Origin of the sequence: Paenibacillus segetis, assembly GCF_014639155.1 — a bacterium.
In the GTDB taxonomy this organism is placed as follows: Bacteria; Bacillota; Bacilli; order Paenibacillales; family Paenibacillaceae; genus Fontibacillus; species Fontibacillus segetis.
Genome location: NZ_BMFT01000001.1, coordinates 2,051,626 through 2,072,950 on the forward strand (window position 1 = coordinate 2,051,626; position 21,325 = coordinate 2,072,950).

22 protein-coding genes and 2 pseudogenes are annotated in these 21,325 nt (G+C 40.8%); 5 read left to right on the forward strand and 19 right to left on the reverse strand.

What is annotated here, in order from left to right; genetic code table 11:
- Positions 1-681 (reverse strand): response regulator transcription factor, encoded by a 681-nt coding sequence (locus IEW05_RS09495; protein WP_188538066.1) that lies wholly within the window; start codon positions 679-681, stop codon positions 1-3.
- Positions 682-881: 200 nt separating this feature from the next.
- Here IEW05_RS09495 and IEW05_RS09500 point away from each other — a divergent pair, with 200 nt between their 5' ends.
- Both IEW05_RS09500 and IEW05_RS09505 read left to right on the forward strand, forming a co-directional pair.
- Positions 882-1,592 (forward strand): CAP domain-containing protein, encoded by a 711-nt coding sequence (locus tag IEW05_RS09500; RefSeq protein WP_188538068.1) that lies wholly within the window; start codon positions 882-884, stop codon positions 1,590-1,592.
- Positions 1,593-1,788: 196 nt separating this feature from the next.
- The gene (locus IEW05_RS09505) at positions 1,789-2,508 is read left to right on the forward strand and encodes a peptidylprolyl isomerase (RefSeq protein ID WP_188538070.1); all 720 of its coding nucleotides are present in this window, start codon (positions 1,789-1,791) and stop codon (positions 2,506-2,508) included.
- Positions 2,509-2,641: 133 nt separating this feature from the next.
- Here the strand turns inward: IEW05_RS09505 and IEW05_RS09510 are convergent, their stop codons facing one another.
- From IEW05_RS09510 to IEW05_RS09520, 3 genes are all read right to left on the reverse strand, one after another.
- On the reverse strand, positions 2,642-3,184 hold the full coding sequence (locus IEW05_RS09510; protein ID WP_188538072.1) for a GNAT family N-acetyltransferase: 543 nt from the start codon (positions 3,182-3,184) through the stop codon (positions 2,642-2,644).
- Between the two features lie 23 nt (positions 3,185-3,207).
- Positions 3,208-3,864 carry a formylglycine-generating enzyme family protein gene (locus tag IEW05_RS09515; RefSeq protein WP_188540800.1) on the reverse strand — a complete coding sequence of 219 codons (657 nt, stop codon included), beginning with the start codon at positions 3,862-3,864 and terminating at the stop codon, positions 3,208-3,210.
- A gap of 61 nt (positions 3,865-3,925) precedes the next feature.
- Positions 3,926-4,291: a DUF4180 domain-containing protein gene (locus IEW05_RS09520; RefSeq protein ID WP_188538073.1), complete on the reverse strand. Its 366-nt coding sequence runs from the start codon at positions 4,289-4,291 to the stop codon at positions 3,926-3,928.
- Positions 4,292-4,544: 253 nt separating this feature from the next.
- On the opposite strand from IEW05_RS09520, the gene IEW05_RS09525 reads away from it, so the two are divergent.
- Together IEW05_RS09525 and IEW05_RS25755 are read left to right on the forward strand one after the other, a co-directional pair.
- A complete protein-coding gene (locus tag IEW05_RS09525; RefSeq protein WP_188538075.1) occupies positions 4,545-4,766 on the forward strand; it encodes a hypothetical protein in 222 nt (73 codons plus the stop codon).
- Positions 4,715-6,040: pseudogene (locus tag IEW05_RS25755) on the forward strand (GerAB/ArcD/ProY family transporter); the annotation flags it as partial. The gene IEW05_RS09525 and the pseudogene IEW05_RS25755, both read left to right, overlap by 52 nt.
- 105 nt (positions 6,041-6,145) lie before the next feature.
- Here the strand turns inward: IEW05_RS25755 and IEW05_RS26170 are convergent.
- Entirely contained in the window at positions 6,146-6,868 is a 723-nt protein-coding gene (locus IEW05_RS26170) for a fibronectin type III domain-containing protein (RefSeq protein WP_444543950.1), read from the reverse strand.
- Positions 6,863-7,984, reverse strand: a pseudogene (locus tag IEW05_RS26175) (chitinase); the annotation flags it as partial. The gene IEW05_RS26170 and the pseudogene IEW05_RS26175, both read right to left, overlap by 6 nt.
- 438 nt (positions 7,985-8,422) lie before the next feature.
- Here IEW05_RS26175 and IEW05_RS09540 point away from each other — a divergent pair.
- Positions 8,423-8,860 carry a MarR family winged helix-turn-helix transcriptional regulator gene (locus IEW05_RS09540; protein ID WP_188540801.1) on the forward strand — a complete coding sequence of 146 codons (438 nt, stop codon included), beginning with the start codon at positions 8,423-8,425 and terminating at the stop codon, positions 8,858-8,860.
- A gap of 69 nt (positions 8,861-8,929) precedes the next feature.
- On the opposite strand, the gene rsiV is transcribed toward IEW05_RS09540, so the two are convergent.
- The 13 genes from rsiV to IEW05_RS09605 all read right to left on the reverse strand — a co-directional run bounded on the left by rsiV (position 8,930) and on the right by IEW05_RS09605 (position 21,315).
- Complete coding sequence (gene rsiV, locus IEW05_RS09545) at positions 8,930-9,820, reverse strand: anti-sigma-V factor RsiV (protein ID WP_188538080.1); 891 nt, start codon at positions 9,818-9,820, stop codon at positions 8,930-8,932.
- A complete protein-coding gene (sigV, locus tag IEW05_RS09550; RefSeq protein WP_188538082.1) occupies positions 9,813-10,328 on the reverse strand; it encodes an RNA polymerase sigma factor SigV in 516 nt (171 codons plus the stop codon). The genes rsiV and sigV overlap by 8 nt, the downstream gene beginning before the upstream one ends.
- Before the next feature lie 103 nt (positions 10,329-10,431).
- A complete protein-coding gene (locus IEW05_RS09555; protein WP_505817882.1) occupies positions 10,432-12,342 on the reverse strand; it encodes an acyltransferase family protein in 1,911 nt (636 codons plus the stop codon).
- Positions 12,343-12,499: 157 nt separating this feature from the next.
- Positions 12,500-13,603, reverse strand: a complete 1,104-nt coding sequence (locus IEW05_RS09560) for a stalk domain-containing protein (protein ID WP_188538084.1) — start codon at positions 13,601-13,603, stop codon at positions 12,500-12,502.
- A 215-nt stretch (positions 13,604-13,818) separates the two neighbouring features.
- Positions 13,819-14,979, reverse strand: coding sequence for a glycosyltransferase family 2 protein (locus IEW05_RS09565; protein ID WP_188538086.1), 1,161 nt, complete (start codon positions 14,977-14,979; stop codon positions 13,819-13,821).
- 222 nt (positions 14,980-15,201) lie between these two features.
- Complete coding sequence (locus IEW05_RS09570; RefSeq protein ID WP_188538088.1) at positions 15,202-16,203, reverse strand: HoxN/HupN/NixA family nickel/cobalt transporter; 1,002 nt, start codon at positions 16,201-16,203, stop codon at positions 15,202-15,204.
- Between the two features lie 130 nt (positions 16,204-16,333).
- Entirely contained in the window at positions 16,334-17,158 is an 825-nt protein-coding gene (locus IEW05_RS09575) for an urease accessory protein UreD (protein ID WP_188538090.1), read from the reverse strand.
- A complete protein-coding gene (gene ureG / locus IEW05_RS09580) occupies positions 17,159-17,770 on the reverse strand; it encodes an urease accessory protein UreG (protein WP_188540803.1) in 612 nt (203 codons plus the stop codon).
- Between the two features lie 28 nt (positions 17,771-17,798).
- On the reverse strand, positions 17,799-18,485 hold the full coding sequence (locus IEW05_RS09585; RefSeq protein WP_188538092.1) for an urease accessory protein UreF: 687 nt from the start codon (positions 18,483-18,485) through the stop codon (positions 17,799-17,801).
- On the reverse strand, positions 18,478-18,933 hold the full coding sequence (gene ureE, locus IEW05_RS09590; RefSeq protein ID WP_188538094.1) for an urease accessory protein UreE: 456 nt from the start codon (positions 18,931-18,933) through the stop codon (positions 18,478-18,480). Before ureE ends, IEW05_RS09585 begins: the two co-directional genes overlap by 8 nt.
- Before the next feature lie 10 nt (positions 18,934-18,943).
- Entirely contained in the window at positions 18,944-20,656 is a 1,713-nt protein-coding gene (gene ureC, locus IEW05_RS09595; RefSeq protein WP_188538096.1) for an urease subunit alpha, read from the reverse strand.
- Positions 20,653-20,976, reverse strand: coding sequence for an urease subunit beta (locus IEW05_RS09600; RefSeq protein ID WP_188538103.1), 324 nt, complete (start codon positions 20,974-20,976; stop codon positions 20,653-20,655). Before IEW05_RS09600 ends, ureC begins: the two co-directional genes overlap by 4 nt.
- Positions 20,977-21,012: 36 nt before the next feature.
- Positions 21,013-21,315, reverse strand: a complete 303-nt coding sequence (locus IEW05_RS09605) for an urease subunit gamma (RefSeq protein WP_188538105.1) — start codon at positions 21,313-21,315, stop codon at positions 21,013-21,015.
- Between the last annotated feature and the right edge of the window lie 10 nt (positions 21,316-21,325).

Below are 21,325 nucleotides of genomic sequence, written 5' to 3' on the forward strand. Positions count from 1 at the left end.
TTATTCGTGGCATAAACGATACCCTAGCCCCCATACAGTCTCGATATATTCCTCATTTGGATTTGCTTTTTTAAGTTTGGTTCGTAGATTGCTGATGTGTGTTTTAATCGCATTATCATCACCAAGATACTCAGCCTGCCAAAGAGATTCATAGAGATTAGCTTTCGTAAACACTTTGCCACGGTGCTTGATCAATAGTTCCAATATCATATATTCTTTGGCCGTAAGCTCCATCTCGTTATCGTCAACTGTAACACGTTTCGCGTTATCATCCAGCGATAGATCCTTATATTGAAACAGTTTATTGATATGTATCTGTTTATGAGCACGTCGTAAATTGGATTCTATCCGCGCGACTACCTCACCTAAGTCAAACGGCTTTGTAATATAATCATCCGCACCAATCTTCAATAGATCAATTTTCGTACCAACCATATCCTTTGCAGAAATAATAATGACAGGAACGTCGGAAAATGATCGTACTTCTTTAAGTATCTCATCACCGCTTTTATAAGGAAGCATAATGTCTAGTAAGATCAAATCATAGGTATGGTTTTGAATTTCGCTCAAACCCTCTGTTCCTGTGTAAATGGATTTCACTTCATAACCTGCATCGATCAATGTTTCTGCCAGCATCAGATTTATATCTCTGTTATCTTCAACAATTAGTATAGTCTCCAACTATTTTCCACATCCTTTGTAATTACCAAAACCATCTTTATTATAAAACACAAACGGATGGTCATTAACAACAATTAATGAACATCCGTTGGTTAATTACGAACTTATCGCGAATAGTTCTCCATAGGAATAAAACAAATACAACCAGGAGATTATAAATCCGATAATACATTAATTTCATGGAATGTGGAGGTTCGCATATGAAGAAAATCATCGTACTTGCATTAGTTGTCCTTGTTACAGGCTGCGCTTCCAATAGTAATATGTCACAAAAGCAAATCACTCCAAAAGCAACAAGAATTCCAGCTCAGACTCAGGTAAATAAACACCCTACAGCACCAAATGCTATGAAAACACAGGCATCCTCGACAGCAACATTGAAATCTGGGAAATCAACATATCAAGCCAAAGGAATACCTTCGAATTGGTTGGATTTCATTCAATCACCTTCTAAAAATCCAGTAAATCAAACGCCGACTAATAATACGCCACAAAAAGCACCAACAAAGCCAGCGGAACAAGTGCAGAATGGAAAAACAGATTCTTCTGCATTTGCACAGCAGGTTCTGGATCTAGTTAATGACGAAAGGTACAAAGCTGGATTAAATTCATTAACGATGGATGAAGAATTATCAAATATGGCCATGGTCAAAGCACAGGATATGTATAATAACAACTACTTTGATCATAATTCTCCAACACATGGATCTCCTTTTGATATGATGAATGAATTCGGAATTTCGTACAATACAGCTGGAGAAAATATTGCAAATGGTCAAACGACGCCTACTCAAGTTATGAAAGATTGGATGAATAGCCCAGGGCACAAAGCGAACATTCTGAATAGTAGTTATACTCATATCGGTATAGCCTTCTATAATAATGAATGGGTTCAGGAATTTACGGGTTAAATAATGTAAAATTGCTGTTCGGTTGTCATCAAACGTTTACAAACAGAAAAGCACCTCCTCAAGCAGAAACTTGGAGAGATGCTTTTTTTTATGTTGCGTACGGAGGAAAAGTGTATTAATCGACATAAAAGTGGAATTTTCAACATAATATCGGTATGATTAGACAAGATCATATAAAGGAGTGGAACAAGGATTTATGAAAAAGAAGTATGTAGTATTACCGTTAATACTCCTATTATCTGCGGCTCTCATGATAGGTGGCTGCGGTAAGAAGTACAACACTGAAACAGACCAAACAGCGGGGAATACGACAGAACAGACAACACCTGTTGAACCAACGCCGACACCGACACCGGAACCAGCAACACCGACACCAACACCAACTCACATGAGCTGGGACAGTCCTCCAGCTATGGAAATCGACAGTACTAAGTCCTATGAAGCTGAAGTCACGACGTCTAAAGGAACCTTCACCATCGAACTGTACGCGAAAGACGCTCCAAAGACAGTCAATAACTTTGTCTTCTTATCTAAACAAGGTTTCTATAAAGATGTGATCTTTCACCGGATTATAGAAACCTTTATGATACAGACTGGGGATCCAGAAGGAACTGGCATGGGTGGTCCTGGATACTCCTTCGAAGATGAGAAGACAAGCTATCAATATGAGCCTGGAATTGTAGCTATGGCAAACGCTGGACCAGATACGAACGGAAGCCAGTTCTTCATCTGTACTGGTGACGATAGTACCTCATTGAATATGCAACCGAATTACACAATCTTCGGTAAGGTTACAGATGGAATGGATGTCGTGAAGGAAATTGCTGCTACCCCAGTGGAAGTAGGTATAAGTGGTGAAATGAGTTCACCAACTGAAACCATTCAGATTAAGGAAATTAAGATTACTGAGAAATAGTACCGGAATGTTTATTTGACTAACAAAAGACCTCGTTACCCTATTAAGGGTTCACGAGGTCTTTTGTTATAACCGTATATTATTGAATGAATTTAATCAATTCGATGGAATCGTTTGATGAAACTTCCCGATCTTAATAAGGGAAATCGTCCCAGTCAATCTGTGTGGTTGCTCCCTCCATCCAATCACTGCGAAGAATCGCATACCCTATGGAGTCGTGGATCCTCCCATCCTCCGAAGGCCAAGATTTACGGTGCACTGCTTCTTTCACAAAACTAGCGTTGTGAAACGTCTTGCGCATGGCGAAGTTGTCGGCCCGTGTATTGCCTTCTATGCGGATTTTGTCGTCGTAATTCGTGAAAATATACTCAACTAGCTTGTTAACAGCTTGTAAGCCGTATCCTTGGCCGCTATGCTGCTGTCCAACTCGAATATCAAACAAAGGTGTTGGATCTTCGAGATCGAAGACCCGAAGTAGGCCGACCTTCTCCGAGTCATCTTTGATGATCCAGAACGTCTTTTGCTCAGTACCTGAATCATATCGACCATTCTCGATCTGTTCGCGCACGATCGTTTCCGTCATTGTCGCGATTCCGTGGAAAGGCCATATCTGTCCCGTCAGGAACGTGATCAAATCATCAGTTTCGTCTTTGTATGGTTGTAAGCTTATAGTCATATCAAACCCTCCAACTTCATCTATTAAATATATTTATCACTAGACCGGGCTAGCCGAAACCCAAGATCATCTATGTAAAAGGTTGGGTGGCTGCGACGACGACAAGAAGCCCCACATCCCCTGGCCTCTTCTGCCCAGCTGCCACCACGAAATATCCGGTAGGAGCCATACACTTTCTCATCATATAGATCCCAGCACCACTCCCATACGTTCCCTAACATATCATAGAGCCCCCATGCATTCGGCTCCTTTCCTCCAACTTTATGTATTTCTCCTCCGGAATTTTCCTCATACCAGGCAATCTTATCAATCTCACCGTATCTATATCCAGTAGTACCTGCTTTGCATGCATATTGCCACTCTGCTTCTGAAGGAAGACGATAGCCGTCTGCATCCCAATCACAAAGGATTTCTTCACCATCATTACTTATGGAGTAACACTCTTGTAATCCAGCACTCCTAGAAAGTAAATTACAAAAAGAGATGGCCTCATTCCATGAAATATTCACAACCGGCTTTTGAATTCCGTCGGAAGAAATTGCTGTTTTTTTCGTAATTGCTAAATATAACTCCATGGTTACAGGGAACTGGGCAAGCAGGAACGGTTTTATTTCAACTTTCCATTTCTGCTTTGTTCTATCGTCCCTTAACTCTATCTCACCTCCAGGAATGGTTGCCATTGGGTAAACAATATCGTACTTTAAACCATCTGACACTCAACATCCCCCCTCATTTTCAGAGTTAACTAGTGCTCAATTTATCAAGAGCTTGTTGTTCATTCGATAAGAAAAAGATGTCCTTCCCTTTGTTGCTCTCATAGATAAAGTCTTTGAAATTCTTACTTGAATACTCAGAGAAATCACCAACGATCGCAATTTTCACGTGGTAAATTATAAACTTTTGTAATATTTCTCCTGCAAGGCGTGTTGTTAAGTTAAAAAAGTCCTCATGGACGGCTGCCTTTTCCAGAATAATTCGATCACAACCAGCTTCATAATTTACGGTTGCAATCAAATCTAATGCCGACTGAACATCCCTTATCAATATTTCACTGCTATTTATAACGGCAATTTTTACATCATTTAATTTGACCTTAGTTATTTTCATATTCAGCCTCCTATTAGTGTGAATTAATAATATAGTGTTTTTTATGGTCTCTATTTATAACCTAGGTCAAGAAAAACTAGATTAGATTAATGTCTATTATATATTAACAATTATATATACATTTTCAAAACAACTACTTTAAAGCCCCCATTCACCTCATTTCTTTTGTATATTTTCAAATATTTTCCGGAATTCTGTATTCAACATACTTGATTGATCGGGATCTGTGAAGTAATTGACTACGAGAATAACAATGATTGAGCAAATTAAAAAGCAGCTGGCAGCAAACAAAGACGTCGTATATCAGAACTTTCTCATTCATGGACATCCGCTTGTTCTTATTTATAAAGATTCCATCATTAATGTTCATCCAATGCAGGAACGGATTGCCTATGTCATAATCAAAGAATCGGTCTTAGAACAGCTTCGCTGCTTGAAGGAAGGGCTGGAATTTTACAGGATGGTACACCATTAGCACTTCTAGTTCCTGTGACTCTATTCTCTCTCATGCAATCATCAGAGGATTATTACCAAAGTTATTTGGCGGCCAGTTGGATTCGACTGATTAGAATGTTCTTTGCGGCTATCTCCATGCTTCTTCCATCGCTTTATGTAACGATTACAACCTTCCAGACGGAGATGATCCCGACTGATCTGCTCTTGACGATCGCGTCAGCTCGTGAGAACATTCCATTCTCTGCTTTAACCGAAGCTTTAATTATGAAACTGACCTTTGAAGGTCTACGCGAAGCAGGAACCCGTATCCCCAAGCTTGTAATTGGTGGTGACCTTAATATGATATTAGTCCTCTGTACTTACAAATTGGGTAATTTGATGTCGGGACAATCCTGGGTAGAATTCGGAGAGAAAATGGACGGTAAGTGGGGGCATCGAGTAGTTCTTCTCTTGTTGGTATTCTGGGGTGTTTATTACGTCTCATTTGACATCGAACAGTTTACTTTATTTTATGGGACAATCTATATGAGGGAGACTCCACCTTGGTTTCTACAATTCATAATTGGAATCGTGATTTGGGTAACGGTCCGTTGGGGATTCTCTACACTGGTATATATTGCCGACGGAGCATTTATAATAACCCTTCTTGGGATTATCTTCTTATTAGTTATATTCTCAAGAGATGCTAATCTTCAAATGCTGCCAGCATTGGTAACTCATCATGACTTTCGAAACGTATATAAAGATGCCTTAGGTGTAGTTTCCTGGATCGGGGAATGGTTCATATTCCTGTTCATTATGCCGCACTATCCATTTGATAAGAAGATACTTAGATATCTTATGTTGTCGAATCTACTCGTGACTTTTGCTGTCTTGTTGACCTGGTTACTCGTACTACTCAACTTTGGTCCTCATTACGGAAGTAAACTTAAGTACCCTATTCTTGAATTAATCCTGAGTACATCCTCTGAAGGACTTGTCGGCAATGCAGATCCCTTATTCATTGGATTATGGGCATCATCCTTGATCATTCATGATGCTTTTCTGATCTATGTTGCCGTCTCATGTTTAAGTCGCCTTCTCAAGATTAAGGAAAGGAAGCCACTGATTACTTTACTGGTAGGTACAGCCACTGTAGCTGCATTTCAGTTTTCCCGGAATATCACTAGCTTTCAGAGTCAAAGCAGTGAACTTGGTTTCATTGCTTTTTGGATAATAGTTAATTGTATTCCGGTGTATTATTTAATCATTCTCCTTTTCCGTGGTCGGTTGAGCAAAAAGAAACTTACATAGGACGCTTAAAGGGATTTGTTATTTTAAAAAGTCTCCCCCACTCGGTTATTAGCCGATGCAGGGGAGATTGTTAGTATATATACTATGGTCCACTCACAGTGAGCTTTATTTCACCAACCAAAGTGCAGGAACGTTAGAAGGTTCCCAGCCAAGTAGTGATGTATGCGGTTGACGACAAATGTAGGTTTTCCCACCATAAGTTACTTCATCATTTACCTTATAGCTGACATTGGCTGCCCATGCTGGTGCACCACTTGGTGCGTCAGTTGTAACGCTAATACTTGCACTTGAAGAGACATTACCAGCAGCATCTTGAGCTGTAATGAAGAACTGATAACTTGTATTTGCATTTAGACCATTTATTATTGCAGTCGGGTTATTCACATGAATTGTGTTTGTTCCATAAGTAACTGTATAACCAGTTACACCTACATTATCCGTAGATGCAGTCCAGGTCAAAGTAACACTAGTTGTTGATTTGGCTGTCACTTGTACGTTTCCCGGCGTGGAAGGAGGCGTTAAATCACTTCCCGTGTTGATGGGATCTGTTTTAACAGTGAGCGGTGTACTAGCTATAGATTGATTTCCTTTGGCATCTATGGCTTTGACAGTAAATACATAGGTGGTATCTGGAACTAGATTAGTTATCATTGCATTAGTTTCCGTTACATTAACAGATTGAGAGCCATAAAAGACCGTATAACCTGTTACACCAACATTATCCGTTGATGCAGTCCAATTCAAATTAACACTAGTTGTGGATTTAGAGACTACTCCTACATTCGTTGGAACTGTCGGAGCTTGCGTATCCGGAACCGGTGGACTCAGTGCATCTAAATAAGCACGGTGGCTGTTAGAGAATTCAAAATTATTGAACTTATCCCAGTTGATTGACCATGTCATTAATCCACGTAATTCGGGGTAACCGGTTGTACTACCTCGAGTTTTATAGCTCGACAACTGTATGCCTTTGATTAATGCATCGAGTGCTTTTTGCACTTCGGCTACAGATGTGAAACCACCACCTGCATTAACGTTAGCTGGCAAACCTATTACGACTTGGTCCGGACGAAGTGCTGGGAAGACATTGTTGGGATTCTTGGCTATCGGAAAGCCAGTCAGTAGCATATCAACCATTGCGACATGAAAGTCCGCCGTACCCATATTATGATACTGATCGTCAAGTCCAGTGATCGGACCAGAATTATAGTTCTGCACTTGCAACCAGTCAAGAATATCTCTAGTAGCATAAATAACAGGCAAATAGGCTCCAGCACGGTTATCACAGCTGATGCAGCTACCACCATAAAAGCTGTAGCCTAACTGAACAAAGAATGTTTCAGGCGCCATTGTCAGATAAAAATTATTTGTGCCAAAGTGATCATTAATTGTTCGTAATGCCGAGATCAAGTTCACGATAACTGGTGTTGTCGGGTTCTTGAAGTCACTGTCTCCTGAATTCAAAAAGAGCGAATGCCCCTCGAAATCGACGTCCAGCCCATCGAAGCCGTATTTCTCAATGATCGACGTTACGGAGTTTATGAAATTATCACGAGCTGCTGTGCTTGCAAGTTGAACTTGTCCATTCGCACCCCCAATAGAAATAATAACTTTTTTACCTAAGCTTTGTAAGTATGCAACATCTGCTTTAAAATCAGTATCCGAATAATTGTAAGGAGTGAATCCAATCGTTCCATTGGTGACGCCTGAGGAAGGTTCAGCAAAAGATACGTTGATTACATCAAATTTGGTTGAGACGTCGCGCAGCTTGATAAAACCAGAGCCATTATCGAAATTGTGCCAATAGCCAACAATCGTCTTACTTGATACGGCAGCATGAGCTTGGGGAATATTACTTGACAGAATCTGAGGAAGCGACAGAAGTAGCACTGTAATCAAAATGATAATCCATGACTTGCGAAACGCAACACGGTTAACGATCATTCTTGATTTTCCTCCTTTAATAAGAAAAAGATAGCGTTTGCAGAAATGTTGTTTCTAAGAAAAATAGAATCCTCCCTTCTAGTTAGTGAGCTTTTCCTGCACCTTCATTATCAAGAAAAAGAGTTCACTACATAAGGGATAAAATTTCTATATTATGGGATAAATTCCTCCTATTCCTTGCCTCGATGAAGGTAACCAAGACCGACCACATACCATATCTACCGACAAATCTCATAAAATTTCCACCACATTGCACATCCTTTTGCAATTTATGAATGAATTCGCTAGAATAAACATGATTAATTACTCACACATCAAATATCTTTGTAACTATATATCTTGATCATTGAGGTATTTTTATTTTAAGAGGAGGTATTCCCTTTGACAAGCGAACAACAAGACCAAACTACAGATCCCAAGGAACGTTTTGTCACACTAATGCGTGGACTTGGAACTCGAACGATACTGTACCAACAAAATGTAGCTGCCTCTCTTGGGTTATACAATAATGATTTTATCTCTGTGGATCTCCTGTACGAAAAAGGGCCAATTACGGCCGGTGAGCTGTCCAAATTAACCGGACTTGCTACGGGCAGCATTACTGCATTAGTTGATCGACTAGAAAAAATCGGTTATGTACGTCGGCAAAATGACCCCACTGATCGGCGCAGAGTCATTATAGTGCCCGAGTATGAATCAAAAGAAGAGATTCAAAATACGTATGAGCCGCTCAACAACTCTATGATGAATCTCATTTCCTCTTACACAGCGGATGAGCTTGAACTTATTACGCAGTTTTTAGGCAAAGCATGTACGGTCCTGGATGAGCAAATACATGATCTCAGCACCAAAACACGCAACAAATCTAATTCTTAAACGATATTTGCAAATTCAAAAGGACGGTATCCTAAGAGTCGAATGACTTCAAGGTACCGTCCTTTATCCTTATTGAATATATTTATCACTAACTAGATCTCCAGCAATCGCCTCGGTTGGAATAACAAATTCAACTGAACCCATATAACCTGGGGCCACATCATACTTATTGAACACGATCACGAGCTTGCCTTGGTTATTGATATAGAAGCTTTGATCCTCAGCAATCGTCTTAAATTCTTCTGTCGGTGGAACATCATCGTCGGTTTCCGAGATCCAGTATACTTTATCAGGGTCTGCTTTCATCTGAGCCTTCATTTGCTCTTTAATATTGTCACTAATCCGCTCGATATATTGATTGTTCTTAAACAGCATAGGTAGCGTAATAAGAATTTGGTTCTGTTTATCAATCGTATCAAATGTAACTTCCATGGATGATGAGCCCGCAGTTTCGACAACATATCTGCCGATGGAGAAAATACGGTCATTATCCGTCTTGACTTCATAGCCTGTATCCAGCCCCAAATGCCCTCCACCTTGTTTCTTCAATTCATTCATTTCTGCCTGAAATTTATCGTAGAGAGCCTTGTTCTCACTTAAGTACTTATTATTTAATCCAAGTTCAAGGGCTTTGTTATCCATATTCGTAACGGCTGGAACCTTGAGATTGGCATCATAGTTTGGTTCCTTTACAATGTATTCCTTGAAAGTAAGTACTTTGATGATCCGGTCAACACCCGGAATAGAGGACAATGCGTTCGCTACGGATGTACTGGCATTGATTGCAATTAGGAAAATCAAGGCCGCTGCACTAGCACTTGCTAACCATTTATATGTTGATCTTTTGCTTCTATTAAACTTGAGGGATTGCTCAATTGACTTATTAACAATCCTATCTAGCTCTTCTGGAATCGGGATCTCATGATACTCTCTTTGCAACTGCTCAAGTTTGTTATTCATATTGCGTTATCTCCTTTGAGGGTTCATCATTCATTTTCACTCGAAGTAGCTGGAGTGCTTGATATAATCTTGTTTTAATCGTATTTATGTTCTCGTTGAGCACTTCTGCTACTTCATCTATCTTTAAATCTTCAAAATATCTTAGTATGATCACACTTCTATATTTCAACGGCAAATCTTCGAGGTTCCTTGTTAGGTCCATATCTCTGTATACATCCTCAGTTCCCGGACTATAGATTTCAATCATTTCGTGATCCATCGTGTCGACCTTCTTATTCCTCCGCAAAAAATCTAGTGATGTGTTCACGACAATCCGGTAAAACCAACTTTTCATCGCATCAGGATTTTTCAATCGATCAATATGGGTCATGGCTTTAAAAATGGAGTCCTGTACGATATCTAGCGCATCGTCTTTATTCCTAACATAGCTGTAAGCGAGCCGATATACATTTTCTTTATTTTCGGTGATACAGTGCATAAGTAATTTCTCAGTTTTCCTATTCAACATGGTCGACAATCCTTCTCTATATAATCTCTGGTGTTGTAACAGGAGTATGACGTATAGTGTGCATGAAAAAGTTTTGTAACCTGAAAAAAAGTTATGGTTTCTTTTACTCCAAGGCTTTTACTAGAATCGAGGCGTAATAGTTGGCACCCTCTCGTTTCAGATGCACGCCATCTTGGTAGAAATAATCGCCTTTGCCTTTACTAGCTGAGTACCAGTCTACTATTGTTGTATTGCTAAATTCACTGGAAACTTCTGCGATATCAGCATTCACGATATCCTGCCATTTCCTTGGAACCCGCGTATTAACCACAATAACCTGCTTTGCATCACGAAGTGAATGAAGTACTTTTCTTAATTGTTTTTTATTAAATGCGCCGTTCGTTCCTAGCTCAATGATGATCCGGTTCCCCAGTCGACCTTGTTCTTTAAGCCGATCAATGACCTCTGGAGCCTGCGACATCTGTCGTCCAACCTTGCCGTCGATCACAATGCCGGGTAGCATTTTTTCTAGAAAAGGAGCCGCATCTAAGATGACGGAGTCTCCAATGGCTGTGATACCTTTTCCTGATTGGGTGTCCACGAATTCTGGTTGCTCGGCATTTGCATTTGTCGTGTCTTGTACTACCGGAGGTGTTGAAGGTTTTTCAGGTTCCTTCTCTTCTTTTATGTTAGGTTCAACAGCTTCATCTTGAGATGGTGTTTCTATTTGTTCTTTATTGTCATTTGGCAAATCGGCCGCTTCAATCGTTGCCGTCGGTTCAGGCTTTAATTGGTGATTGCTAAAAATTATAGGAAAAAGGATTAACGGAATCACTGCAATCAGAACTAGAGGCCGGACAACATGACGCCGAGTCGCAAGTTTTATTGGCCGCAAAGCTCTGAATGACCCATGCCGAAACGGCTCCTCTACATACTTATAGGATAATGCCGCTAGAAGAAAGCTCCCAGCCAACTGAAGTATGATGCGAAGAACGCTAACTCCGTCAGCATTCCCACTTGGACTGGTCAGAATGATGATGGGATAATGCCAAATGTACAAGCTGTAGGACCGAACACCAATCCATCGTAAAGGTTTGCAGCCCATAATCCTTCCCAACCGGCTGGCCGGGTGAGCGAGTACAGCAATGACTATCGCAGTAATGCAAGATAATAATACAAACCCACCACGGTAGAGTGAATCAGCAAATTCATTACTTTGGTAGATTAGCACGATCAATAGAAAGAGCCCCAGTCCGCCAAAAATATCAAGCAAATTACGTTCCGCTCCAGAAACAGTATCTTGAAGCCTATGACTTGGCCATAGCACAGCTAAAGCTGCTCCAATCAATAGTGCAAATACGCGGGTATCCGTACCATAATAGACTCTACTTGGATCCGTACCTGGTACGTAGATCAAAGCCATGGCTAAAGCTGAAGCAGCTGCACAAGCAAGAATCCATGTGATGAGTCTTCCTCGTCGAGGTGCGATTGTTAACCCTATCAAGAGAATCAAAGGCCATAGAATATAAAATTGTTCCTCTATGGCTAGGGACCACAGATGACCGATTGGAGATGGTGGCCCAAAGCTCTCGAAGTACGATACCTTATGGAATATAAGCCACCAATTATTCACATAGAATAATGAAGATATGTAATCCCCCTTTAATGCATTCAATCTAGAAGGATCCGTGATCAAGAGCCATAACGCGACGAACAGCAGCATAGCTAGCATGGCTGGAAGCAACCTACGCGCTCTGCGGATCCAAAAGTCTAGAAGTTTCAAACTCCGATATCGCTCCCAATGGTTAATGATTTGATCAGTAATGAGATAGCCGGAAATGACGAAGAAGATTCCGACTCCCAGTAGTCCACCTGGAGCCCATTTCAAATTCAGGTGATAAGCAATGACTGCGAGTACCGACAATGCCCTTAGTCCATCAATCCCGGGCATATACCGCTTGCCACCAGTTGATTGTATAGGAGACACCCTCCCTATCATGTGTTGATTTCTGAATAGCCTCTTGTTGTCACTCATTATGTTTCAGTCCTTACCCTTTATTTGTTGTTCATAGGCAGGACGTGGTGGAGACTGCGAAAAGTTCTAAGGATTTCAGTGGAAAATGATGTGAAAATAAAAAAGCATCCACGCAGGGATAACCCACGGGATGCCATTACTTTGTTCATAAGTGCAATTAGTGCAGTATTTGAATCTGTAAAATATCTGAGACAAATTGGACGGGCACATATAATTTGTTATTTTGAAGCTCAGGGGCAGCGCCTAATGCTGTTGGAGCCATTTTCGCAAAGAAATAGGAATCCTTGCCGATAGACACACTCGTCCATTGCGCTTCCTTGCTCATCTCTGCCGTTTTGGTCGACTGGTTCCATTTCAAATCATAATTTAGTTGCTGAGCTACATCTCGCAAGGACACCATCGCAATACCAGACTTATTGGTGTAATTCGCAACCTTCTGTAAATCTAGTTTGACGTCATTATTGGGTTTTGTTTCTTCCGGGTTCGTAATGGTAGTATCGCTATTCTTCAAGCTGAAACTGAACTCCGGTGAGCCCACATAACCTGGGGCAATGCTGTATTTAGGGAATACGACAACTAAATTGCCCTTTTCAATATAAAATGTCTGCTCCTCGGCAGTCCCTTTGTATTCATCTAAGAAGTACTTCTCAGGATCTTCCTTCATCTTAGTTAAGATCTTGGCATCGAGCTTCTCTTTGTAATTGTCTCCGAGTAGTTCAGAGAGTGTAACGCGCTCTGCCTCAGCTGTATTCTTCACATTATAAGTATCGATTCGCGGCATGCTGGTTCCACCTTCTGACCCTTCAGTAACAACCTCCAAGGAAATAACTCCAGCTGGATTACCTGAGCCGTCAGACTTTAAGTTGTAACTAATGTAGAGGTCGTACGGATGAAACTCTTGATGATTTGCTTGTGCCTTTTTCGCAGTTTCCGCAGCATCCTTTTCCCACTTAGTCAGATCTTTTTCAGCATGAGACAAAATGATATCATTCAACTCTTCTTGATATTTCGTATCTAGCATTCCCGATAACTGCGGCACTTTGATATTCGTTGTCAGGTACTTACTCGTGGTACTAAGTACTTTTTCTTGCACTTTTACACTAGCAATCTTTTGAGCAGTAGGTAGTGCAGTAGTGGTGATGCTTGTGACGGGTTGTGTAGATGCCATAGCATGTATTGGTAAGCTTACTGCACTCACTCCGATCATTGCTGCACATCCCACGGCACTCATTTTAAATAGATTCTTTGTTTTCTGGTTCATTTCGCTTCATCCTCCATCGCTTTATATAAGTGTCTCACGATCACACTCATCTGCTAGGACGATGCAGGACAACTAAAAAGTTTGATTTTTATGAAAAAAGTTTATCCCCGGCATTTTTTATTTTTCATAGATAAGGCATCAAGATCTTGTCTTTTGATTTAACAAGAACTTAACGCCATATTAGGGATATTCCTCGTTGTACTTTCTGAAACCAACTATCCGTCAACAATATTAGTACACTTTTCTAGAATGGTACTCAACAATTGAGCAGACTGCCCTTTTTTCTTCGAAGCTCTCAATTTATTACGAATCGACCGCAGCGACCTTTTATATGTTTCTGGGCGTTTTCCTTGTACTAATTGCTTGGCAGCAATTTGTAACGTTCTTCTCGTCAACAAAGAAGTGGTTCGTTCAGACCTTGACCTCATTCCTCGGCGTATAACTCGTAGTGTATGTTTGTATGTTTCAACATCATTCCATGCTGGCATGATGGCTAATAAGTTCAATTCAGGATCCTTGAAGCCATTAGATCTGAACAGGATTCTCAAGTTTTCTAGATTCCCATCTTCCCCTCTATAAATATGCGGATGTTCCTGATGATACCCAAGAACCTGTTTAATGCTGTGAAAACGAATTTTTTTTCGATGCAACCTATATCCTAGATCCCAATCTTCAAGCCCATATTTGACAAATTGTTCGTTGAACCCTCCAACGCGAGTTAAATAACTACGTTTGATGGAAACACAGCGAGTAATCAGTTTTAGCCAAGGGGCAACATCTCTCTTGGCGAATTGCTTACGAACGTTTGGATCAATTTTCTCGGGAATGAGAAGTTGCGACAATCGATCCGTCTGATTAATCAGATCATCCGGAGTGAGTAGTGGAATGATGTGATCACTTCTTTCGAATTCATCGTTCCACAAGCCAACCTTTGTAAGTACATCCCGACACATTTGTTTCTCATCACTTGAGAAATCCGGGTAAAAATGAGTATAAGCATCGTTCCACGAAAATGGAATACCGGATAACACGGTTCTCGGATAAGCACGATGACAATCATCCAGTACTTGAAAAAATTCAGGCAGTACGAGAAAATCAGCATCGCAAAATACTACATATAACCCCTTCGCATGTCGCAATCCCAAATTCCGGGTGACAGACCTCCCCCTCTGTACATCATTGCATAAATAGGAAAGCGGGACTGCTGTCTGGAAACCCTCGACCAATGCTTGGGTTCCATCGGTAGAACCGTCGTCAACTACAATGATTTCGAATTGATCTTTCGCATAAGTTACTCTGTCGAACGAAACGAGCGTAAGTAGCAGCTGCTCCGCACGATTAAAGGTTGGGACGATGACGCTGTATCGAATGGCCAACGTTATAATACCCCTTTCTTCCTTAGAATAGGAATATGCCTGGGAAACTTATGCTATTGTATTCAATTCTTAGATCCTAAGTTTAGACAAACACCCGTTTTGCTACAAATAAATGTGCGGATCTAAGGATTACAGTGGAGTATTATGTGAAATACAAAAGGCATCCACGCAGGGGTACCCCCACGGGATGCCATTACTTTACAGCTCATTGCAATATGGGTGCTATTTTACCGTATAGCGCTCTTCAATTTTGAAGTATTTCCATATAAAAACGGCTAAACCCCATATAACCAAAAAAGTTACGACTAAGAAATAACCTAAATTACCGAAGTCGATTAATGCAATAACATCCCATAACCCACCTGATAAGTGAAGTTTATCGGTTGTTATTTGTACCAATTCAACTACTCCAACGGCTAAGGCTGCAACGACTGAAATCGCTGTAACAATTAAGTTATAGTAAATTTTTCGAACTGGTCGATCATTTGCCCAAGCATAACTTTTTGTCATCATCATCCCATCGAGTGTATCAAATAAGCTCATACCTGCAGCAAATAATAAAGGTAGTGCAATGATCCCAAGGACAGGAAGATGGTTGCTCGCTGCCCCTGCTGACATGGTTAACAATGAGATTTCTGTTGCTGTATCGAACCCAAGACCAAATAAGAATCCGATCGGGTAAATATGCCAGCTTTTTGTAACCATGTTAAACAATTTCCTGAAATAACGTGTGAAAAAGCCCTTCGCCTCGAACATTTTTTCTATTTCTGCTTCGTGAAGTTTTTCTTCTTTCATTTTACGAAACGTAGTCCATAGTTGTATAAATAAAATGAAGTTCAAAATAGCTAGGAACACTAGAAAAACACCGGATACCGTAACCCCGATAATACCGCCTATATTTTGCATGCTAGACATGTATTTTGCAACAAATTTAACGGAAATGGCGGTTAATACCGCTAATAAAAGGACAACGGTTGAATGACCTAATGAGAAGTAGAACCCTACTCCCCTTGGATCTTTTTTCTGTGCAATTAATTTACGGATTGTATTATCTACTGCAGCAATATGATCAATATCAAATGCATGACGAAGCCCAAAGACATACGCCGCGATTCCCATCCCAATAAAGGATGGATGAGCAGGTATTACTGTAAATAAGGCAATGAATCCGAGGATATGAATGACGAATACACCTAACATATAACGATTCCATATAAATTTCATACATCACCCATTCGTTTTAGAATTGTGAATCTCGCTCAAGTAAATGAACTACATCTGATTTATATGAAGGGATTACGCAAAAATTCATAGAAAAAACTCAGCAACCATTTTGATTGCTGGGCTTCGGACATTAGTATTTTCTTAAAAAGCTTGGGGTTGTATTAAAAAATTGTCGGGTGATGATTTCGTGGTATGTATTATGTATTTTCTCTATCGTTTGCGTCGAGTTAGCTAAAATTCTAATCATCATCCCGGCAACAGGTAGTAACGATAACCCCAACCTATATTGTTGTGGGTCTTCATCCATCGCGTGATACAACTGATCTAGAAGATCATGATTCACTTGCTCTCCAACTACAATCATGGATCCCAAATGCGAATATTCCTCCATAAAACCAATAGCAGCCATATGATGAATAACAGGATTTAATTTAATATGATCATAAGCTACCAATTCATCATCCAAATAGATCTCAGTAAATAATTGAAGCAGATTAAAACTAAATGGTGTTCCTTCCGGTGACCATCCCGAAGTAATCATATCTGAATAAAGGAATGTAGCCCCCTTCTCCATTCTTATGACCGTTTTTTGTTTATACCGTGCATCTTGATAACCGATAAGCGGATCCGTAATATACTCCAGATAACTGCCCTTCTTAAGGGTTATTTCTGTTTCTTGATAAGCGGGTTGGTTCGGTGTCTTGTATATTTTTGTAGCCGATAGTGTGGTTAATGTTAGCCGGGCCTGTTCCTTTAATGAAATTTTCATTTGATAACGATCCCCGTCTAAATATCCACCGCCTGGATTTAGAATATAGTAACAAGCTTGTCCAGAATCGTCATGATAAATAGGACGCATGACCTTAAGCGCCCCTTGAAAATACACCTTATTGGCGACTGTCTTTCCGTTCCTATCTTCTGCCTCTAATTGCAGAATTCCTGTCCAATCCTTCATCTATTCCAATCCCTTTAAGAATACATGCTCTTTAATCCAGGTGATGACTTGATCAAGGCCTGTATTATCTTTCAAGTTAGTAAATACAAAGGGCTTATTTCCGCGAAATACCTTCGTGTCAGACTCCATAACTTCAAGGCTTGCTCCAACATAAGGGGCTAAATCTGTTTTATTAATAATGAATAAATCAGATTTAATCATCCCTTGACCACCTTTACGCGGAATCTTCTCCCCTTGTGCTACATCGATTATGTAGATAGAGAAATCAACCAATTCAGGACTGAAGGTAGCCGCAAGATTATCGCCGCCGCTCTCCACAAAAATAAGCTCAACATCGGGATGTCTTTCTTTCAACTCATCAATCGCAGCAAAATTCATAGAAGCATCTTCACGGATTGCGGTATGAGGGCATCCACCTGTTTCAACACCTATAATACGATCTGCAGGTAGAACTCCATTTTCCATCAGAAATTTGGCATCTTCTTTGGTATAGATATCATTCGTTACCACCGCCATGCTGATATCACCCTCTAAGTGCCGGGTTAATTTCTCAACGAGCAATGTTTTTCCTGCTCCAACAGGCCCACCAACTCCGATTTTGATCGGTTCCATCATCATCCCCTGCTTCCTTTGACTAATATTAAGACATGAAAATCCGAATATTCACACGTTCATGTCTCATTTGCGATAATTCCAGACCTGGCGATGTGATGCCAAAATCTTCTTCGTCTAGACTTTGAATCTTGTCCGTTGCTTCCAATATCACACCTTGAAATTGTTGAATCGTTATCTGACCAGCAGTCTGACCTAAAGGGATAGCACGTACTGCATTTTGCACTAGACTGGTTATAACGGAGTACAAATAGTATATAAGCGTAGTTTGCTTCGAAACTCCAAGATGGTGCCCGATCATCGTAAATACGATGGCCGGATGTCCAAAGCTTTGCTTCTTATTGATCCTTTCCCTATATAAGGACAACACAGGTGCTTCATACAATGATCCAACTAGATTTAACATACGATCACCCATTTTCTGCGTGCCTTCTCTGGTTTCACGCGGCAAGTTTTGAACCGTTAACAGCCGATCAAACTTCCATACCGTATCCAGATCATTATCCTGTAATGCATCGAATATAAAGCGGGAAGCTAGTCCGTCGGAATAGACAAGCTGTTCATTTACATACACAAGTAGCCATTCGGTTAAAGTTGCTTGATCATGTACTTTGTTTTCCTGAATGTAACTCTCAAGACCATACGAATGACTAAATGCCCCTGTTGGAAAGTTTGAATCACAAAGTTGGAACAATAAGAGACAGTTCTTATCCATGACTATGGCCGATGTGACGGAATGCCTGTTTTACCTTCCTTTTTTCCCGGCTATAAGGGATGTTAAGTTGTTTCAATAAATCTTCAACAAGATAATCGTATTGAACCAACATTTCATTTTCTTCAAATTGGGCTGGGAGATGGCGATTCCCTAATTGATGGGCGATCGAACCCATCTCCTGCAAATTTCGTGGGCTTATCACGATTAAGTCGTCAGAGAGGACGTCGATCACAATGATGTTCTTATCATCCATGAATAGAATATCCCCTGCCACAAGGTCGCGCTGATCCTTTAAGCGAATTCCAATTTCTTTACCATGATCTGTTGTAACCCTTTGGATTCGTTTGGTTAAATCAGTACTTTCGAGATAAACCTTTTCTATATGATGTTTTTGAATTGTCGCTTTATCTAAGTTTTCAATATTGGTTACAATACTTTCGATAATCATAGTCCTCACCTCAAAATAAGAAATAGCGTTGCCCCATCGGTACCTTATCGACTGGTTCGCATGTAATGAGTTCTCCGTTTACCCTAACCTCGTACGTTTGTGGATCAACCGTAATATCAGGTGTTTCGAAGTTCAGCTTCATATCTTTTTTAGTTAGTTTTCTAATCCCATGCACCGGGAGAATGATTTTCTCTAATCCTAATCGCTCATGCACTTTGAGATCATAGGCGGATTGTGAGATAAAAGTGACAGAGCTTTTCGAAAGAGCCTTCCCATAGTGGGCATACATCGGACGATAGATATAAGGTTGTGGTGTTGGAATGGATGCATTGGCATCCCCCATTAACCCTTGAACTACCATTCCATTCTTAAGGATCATTTCAGGCTTCGCCCCAAAAAATGCGGGTGACCAAATGACAAGGTCAGCGATTTTTCCAATTTCAATAGAACCTACATACTCAGAAATTCCATGTGTAATGGCTGGATTGATCGTGTATTTGGCAATATAGCGCTTTGCACGAACATTATCTGACAGCTCGCTATCCCCTTGCATGCTACCTCTTTGTTTTTTCATTTTGTCAGCTGTTTGCCATGTCCGAATAATTACTTCACCAATTCGTCCCATAGCTTGCGCATCCGAGCTAACCATACTAAATACACCCATATCTTGAAGGACATCCTCCGCAGCAATGGTTTCGCGTCGAATTCGTGAGTCTGCAAAGGCAAGATCCTCTGGAATTGAGGGATTCAAATGGTGACACACCATTAACATGTCTAAATGTTCATCTATTGTATTTACCGTATAGGGTAAAGTTGGACTTGTAGATGACGGTAGAACATTCATATAGCTGGCCGATCTTATTAAATCTGGAGCATGCCCTCCGCCAGCACCTTCCGTATGGTACATATGAATAACGCGGTCTTTGATAGCAGCCATTGTGTTCTCCATGAAGCCACCTTCATTTAAGGTATCCGCGTGAACCGCTACTTGTACATCATATTTATCAGCAACTCTTAACGAATGATCAATTGCTGATGCTGTAGCTCCCCAGTCCTCATGGACCTTCAGTCCAATCGCGCCGGCACGGATTTGTTCCGCAAGTGGCTCTTCAGCTGCAGCTTGTCCTTTTCCTGTGAAACCTACATTAATGGGCATCCCCTCTGCTGCCTCCAGCATGCGATGGATATTCCATTCTCCAGGGGTAGCGGTCGTAGCTTTTGAACCCGCTGCAGGACCTGTACCTCCACCAATGAGAGTCGTAAGTCCTGAAGATAATGCCGTTTCTATTTGCCCAGGATTTATAAAGTGAACGTGAGTGTCTATTCCACCTGCAGTGACAATCATACCTTCGCCTGCAATGATCTCTGTTGAAGCTCCGATGATAATGGTCACGCTATCCATCACTAATGGATTACCAGCTTTTCCAATTCCCGCAATCTTACCATCACGGATCCCAATATCTGCTTTATAGATCCCGGTGTAATCCAATATTATTGCATTAGTAATAACCACGTCTGGGATTCCATCTCCGCGTGTTACTAAAGGATGTTGACCCATACCATCCCGAATGACTTTCCCGCCGCCAAACACGACTTCGTCGCCATACGAGGTATAATCTTTCTCAATTTGAATGATTAAATCTGTATCTGCGAGACGTACTGAATCCCCTGTTGTTGGTCCATACAATTGATTGTATTGGGTTCTAGGCATTCTGAAACTCATTGTTGGCAACCACTTTCCACGGATCCATCCGTCTTGTTGTTAAATCCATAAACACGGCGTTCACCTGCGTAATTAACGAGTTCAACCTCTTTTTCATCACCTGGTTCAAAACGGACCGCCGTACCCGCTGGGATGTTCAAATGTTTACCAAAACCATCTTCACGATTAAACTCAAGGGCTTCATTTACTTCATAAAAGTGAAAGTGAGATCCGACTTGAACTGGCCGATCTCCCTTGTTTTTCACTCTAGTTCTCGAGGCAGTTCTTCCAACATTACAAATAATATCTTCTTCTTTCAAAAAACATTGGCCGGGTATCATTTGAGTATTCCTTCTTCCTTCTATCTAATTTCTTAGTTATGAAATTGGACTATGTACAGTTACCAGCTTTGTCCCATCTGGAAAAGTGGCTTCGACTTGGATATCGTAAAGGATTTCCGGTATCCCCTCCATAACATCTTCACGCTTTAATATGGATGCGCCATACTCCATTAATTGAGTAACTGTTTTGCCATCCCGCGCCCCTTCTAGTACTTCATAGGTTATATAAGCAATAGCCTCTGGAATGTTTAGTTTGAGTCCTCTCTCTTTTCTCCGTTTGGCAAGATCAGCGGCTACTACGATCATAAGCTTGTCAATCTCACGTGGTAATAAGTGCATGGTTTAGCCT